Source organism: Flavobacterium aurantiibacter (assembly GCF_002251775.1).
Classification (GTDB): Bacteria; Bacteroidota; Bacteroidia; order Flavobacteriales; family Flavobacteriaceae; genus Flavobacterium; species Flavobacterium aurantiibacter.
In genome coordinates, this window is the sequence record NZ_NOXX01000062.1 from 1 (window position 1) to 3,819 (window position 3,819).

At 37.6% G+C, this 3,819-nt stretch carries 4 protein-coding genes; 3 read left to right on the forward strand and 1 reads right to left on the reverse strand.

Features of this window, described 5'->3' with window-relative positions:
• The first annotated feature begins 247 nt into the window (after window positions 1-247).
• From CHX27_RS00735 to CHX27_RS00745, 3 genes are all read left to right on the forward strand, one after another.
• Entirely contained in the window at window positions 248-1,798 is a 1,551-nt protein-coding gene (locus tag CHX27_RS00735) for a Fic family protein (RefSeq protein ID WP_094484871.1), read from the forward strand.
• Window positions 1,799-1,945: 147 nt separating this feature from the next.
• Complete coding sequence (locus CHX27_RS00740) at window positions 1,946-2,674, forward strand: DUF6088 family protein (protein WP_094484872.1); 729 nt, start codon at window positions 1,946-1,948, stop codon at window positions 2,672-2,674.
• On the forward strand, window positions 2,674-3,672 hold the full coding sequence (locus CHX27_RS00745) for a nucleotidyl transferase AbiEii/AbiGii toxin family protein (protein ID WP_094484873.1): 999 nt from the start codon (window positions 2,674-2,676) through the stop codon (window positions 3,670-3,672). Before CHX27_RS00740 ends, CHX27_RS00745 begins: the two co-directional genes overlap by 1 nt.
• Here the strand turns inward: CHX27_RS00745 and CHX27_RS15650 are convergent.
• Window positions 3,625-3,819: hypothetical protein (locus tag CHX27_RS15650; RefSeq protein ID WP_207758909.1), on the reverse strand; the 195-nt coding region annotated here is incomplete at its 5' end. The genes CHX27_RS00745 and CHX27_RS15650 overlap by 48 nt on opposite strands.

Here is a 3,819-nt window from a genome sequence, read left to right on the forward strand (position 1 = left end):
TTCTTGGGTCGCTTTTTTCCTTCCGTGTTTGTAAGCATTTTCGGGTGTTTTGGTTTCCGTTGCAGTCGTTATTGCGGGGAAGGTGCTAAACGTGTCGTCGCATAAAAGATATTGTACGTTTTGTAAAGCGGATTGTGCGGGTTGGAACTCCCACCCGAAAGCAACTTTTCACGAAAACCACAAAATACTAAGTGTTTTTCATGTTGCGTAAGTTAATTTCATACCTTTGAATAGTTGTTTTTCACACATGAAGCCAAATAATAATCAGTATTCACAGAAAATAAGCGTTTTTCATGGCCGACAGGCTCCCGAAGAAGGAACTTTGGTAGGCTATGGTGCTGTAATAGATCGCCTAAAATTGACTATGCCCTTGCCTTCCAAGTTGGCATTAATCAGCACAAAAAATCGCAGATATACAAACAGTCATTGGCTGGTTCTTACACCAAGACATGCGCCTGAAGATAACTTATATAAACAGCTCGTTTTCGGGTTGAAGTACGAAGGCTTAAACCTATTATTCTTCAAAAAGCTGTTTCAACAAGTATCAAAAGAAGAAGTCGCTGCCTTAGTTCAAATGGAGCCAACAGGGCAATACAGCCGTAAAATATGGTTTTTATTTGAATGGCTGATGGGCTACAAACTCGACATTCCCGATTTAACCCAGGGAAATTTTGTGAATCTGCTAGACGAAGAAATGCAATACGCCGCAGTAACTCCAATAAAATCAAGCAGACACAGAATAAACAATAATTTACCGGGAACAGTTGATTTTTGCCCGTTAATATTCAAAACCGAGAAATTAGAAAATTTCATAGCAAAGAACAATCCCGATAGCATCAAAACAACAATCAGCGGATTTCGTAAAGATATTTTGCTCAGAACATCTTCCTTTTTGTTACTTAAAGATTCTAAAGCCTCCTTTAGCATTGAAGGAGAAACGCCGACGCAAAACAGAGCCATTCGTTGGGGAAAAGCTATTGGCCAAGCAGGAAGTAAACCTTTGAGCCCGGATGAGCTTTGTCGATTACAACAAATTGTAATTGAAAACAGTCGGTTCACCAAAATGGGCTACCGAACCGAAGGTGGATTTGTAGGCGAACATGATCGAGAAACCGGCGAACCCATCCCAGAACACCTATCTGCAAAAGCAGCCGATGTAGAAACGTTGATCAACGGACTAATAAATTCTGCAAACTACCTCGAATCAACAAATTTTAACCCGGTGCTTGCCGCTGCAAAAATTGCTTTTGGCTTTGTATTCATACACCCTTTTGTTGATGGTAACGGTCGAATTCATCGGTATCTCATTCATCATCTGTTAGCCGCCATGAAATACAGCCCACAAGGAATTATTTTCCCTGTGTCGGCTGCCATTTTAGAACGAATAGCCGACTACCAACGCGTGCTTGAAGCCTATTCCCATCCGCTCCTCGATTGTATTGAGTGGGAAAAAACAGCAAAGAATAACGTAAAAGTTCTCAACGACACGATCGATTTTTACAGGTTTTTCGACGCAACGCCACAAGCCGAATTTTTATTTGAATGTGTGGATACAACCATTCACCAAACTATTCCCGCGGAACTTAACTATCTTCAAAAATACGACCAGATGAAGCAGTGGTTGGATAACCAGTTTCAAATGCCCGACGGTACCGTTGCCCTTCTCATTCGTTTTTTAGAACAAAATCAGGGTACCTTATCTAAACGAGCCAAGGAAAAAGAATTTGCTGCACTTACGCCCGAAGAAGTCGCAGATATTGAGGAAAAGTTCAATACTATTTTTACTGAAAACACCTAGAAATTCACGAATGCTGTAGGTGTTTCTAGTTGGCTTTAAAAAACGGATTTCGAGGATGTTGAATCTATAATTTTTAATATGTTTTGTCAGGTAAAACGTGGAAAAAACTGGACAAAAGTTACAAAGTAATTATCTTTGTTGCGAGATATGAAAGTAGCGGATAAAATAACAGATAAAATAAATCGCATAGATACAGGTGTTGTATTCGGTTATGACACACTCGGACTAACTTCCGATGAGGTTGTTGCTGGTGCTAAAGCATTGAGTAGATTAGTTAGTAAAGGGCTTATAAAAAGAGCTAAAAAGGGATGTTTTTATAAACCAAAAGTTTCGGCATTTGGCGAACAAAAACCCAGAGAAGACGTTTTACTTTCACTTTATTTATTTAAAAATAATAATCAAGTTGCCTATGTTACCGGGTTGCGACTGTACAACAAATTGGGTTTAACCACGCAAATTCCGAGCTCTATCCGAGTAGCATCGTTAGAGAAACAAGTAAAAGGTAAAGTAGGTAATGTGCAAATTAAACCTGCGAAAAGTTATGTAAAAGTAACGTCGGCTCTTGTAAAATATTTAGAGCTTTTAGATGTTATAAAAGATTTGAATACTATTCCTGACTTACAAAAAAGTGATGGCCTTGTTTATGTAAAAAAAGCAATTTCTAATTTTGATAATGCCGAGATAAAAAAACTAGTTAGCTGTGGGATTGCTTATCCTCCGAAAGTTAGAGCTTTACTTGGCGCGCTCTTGGAATCAATGAATATCGACACCGTCAATCTTTCTTTATTGAAAAAGTCGATTAATCCTTCCAGTAGTTACAGCTACGGAATTACGCCTAAAATGCTCGCAACGGTTAACTCTTGGAATATAGTTTAATGAATCTGCATTTACACAAAGACAGTTTTGAAGGTGCCCTAGTAGCTGCTGCCGAATATTTTGAAATTCCAGAGATTTTTATTGAAAAAGATTACTGGGTAACTTATGCTTTGCACCAGCTTTTTCATTCTGAGGTAAAAGATTTGATTGTTTTTAAAGGCGGAACCTCTTTGTCTAAATGCTATAACGTTATAAAACGATTTTCGGAAGATATTGATATAGTGGTGGTAAAAAATAAGACCGACACAGGAAACGATCTCAAAAGAAAATTGAAAGATGTTACTGCCGTAATTGACAACTCAATTCTTGATGTGGTTCCCAATCATCCTTTTACCAATAAAAAAGGTAGTTTGAGAAAAATCGTTTATTCCTATCCCAAAGTTGGTGTTAAAGGTAAATATGGCGAAGTAAAAGAAAATATCACTTTGGAAGTATCACATCTGGGAAATTTTGAACCCAATGTAACTAAATCAGTTTGCAGTTTGATTGCAGCATATATCAAAACAACTCCAACGCCTGAATTAATTACTCAATTTGGATTACAAGATTTCGACGTTAGGGCATTGGCTGTAGAACGTACTTTTTGTGAGAAAATCATTAGTCTGGTGCGATTTTCTTACACTGAAAATCCGATAGAAGATTTATCTAATAAAGTTCGTCATACTTACGATATAACTCTGTTGATGAAACTGGATAAAATACAGAGTTTTGTTAACTCCGATTCATTTGACCGTATGTTGCTGCAAGTTGCCAAAGACGACGACAAAGCAATACCTAACGATAAAAACTGGCTGTACAACCACCCCAAAGACGCACTTATTTTCAATAATACCGAAAAGGTTTGGGGACAGTTAAAAAAGGTCTATGTCGGTGCAAAATTTAACGAACTTCTGCTAGGTAAAACAAACCCACCAGCTGAAAATGAAGTTTTCGAAACTTTAATATTTCTTTCAAAACGGATGGCACAAATGCAATGGAGTGTTAAAACAGACGACTAGTTGGTTATCACCCCATTTAAGTTCCTTTGCTGCCGCGCGAATCTTTAGCATGGTAGTTATCTTTTGATCTTTTTCATTTTTTTCATTTTTTTCATTTTTTTCGGAGTAATGGACATTTTTTAGGCTATTTTTTAGACGTTGCTTCCT

What these genes read in the sequence shown, in the direction of transcription:
- CHX27_RS00735 (WP_094484871.1), top strand. Translation starts at nt 248, where the DNA reads ATGAAGCCAAATAATAATCAGTATTCACAGAAAATAAGCGTTTTTCAT.
- CHX27_RS00740 (WP_094484872.1), top strand. Translation starts at nt 1,946, where the DNA reads ATGAAAGTAGCGGATAAAATAACAGATAAAATAAATCGCATAGATACA.
- CHX27_RS00745 (WP_094484873.1), top strand. Translation starts at nt 2,674, where the DNA reads ATGAATCTGCATTTACACAAAGACAGTTTTGAAGGTGCCCTAGTAGCT.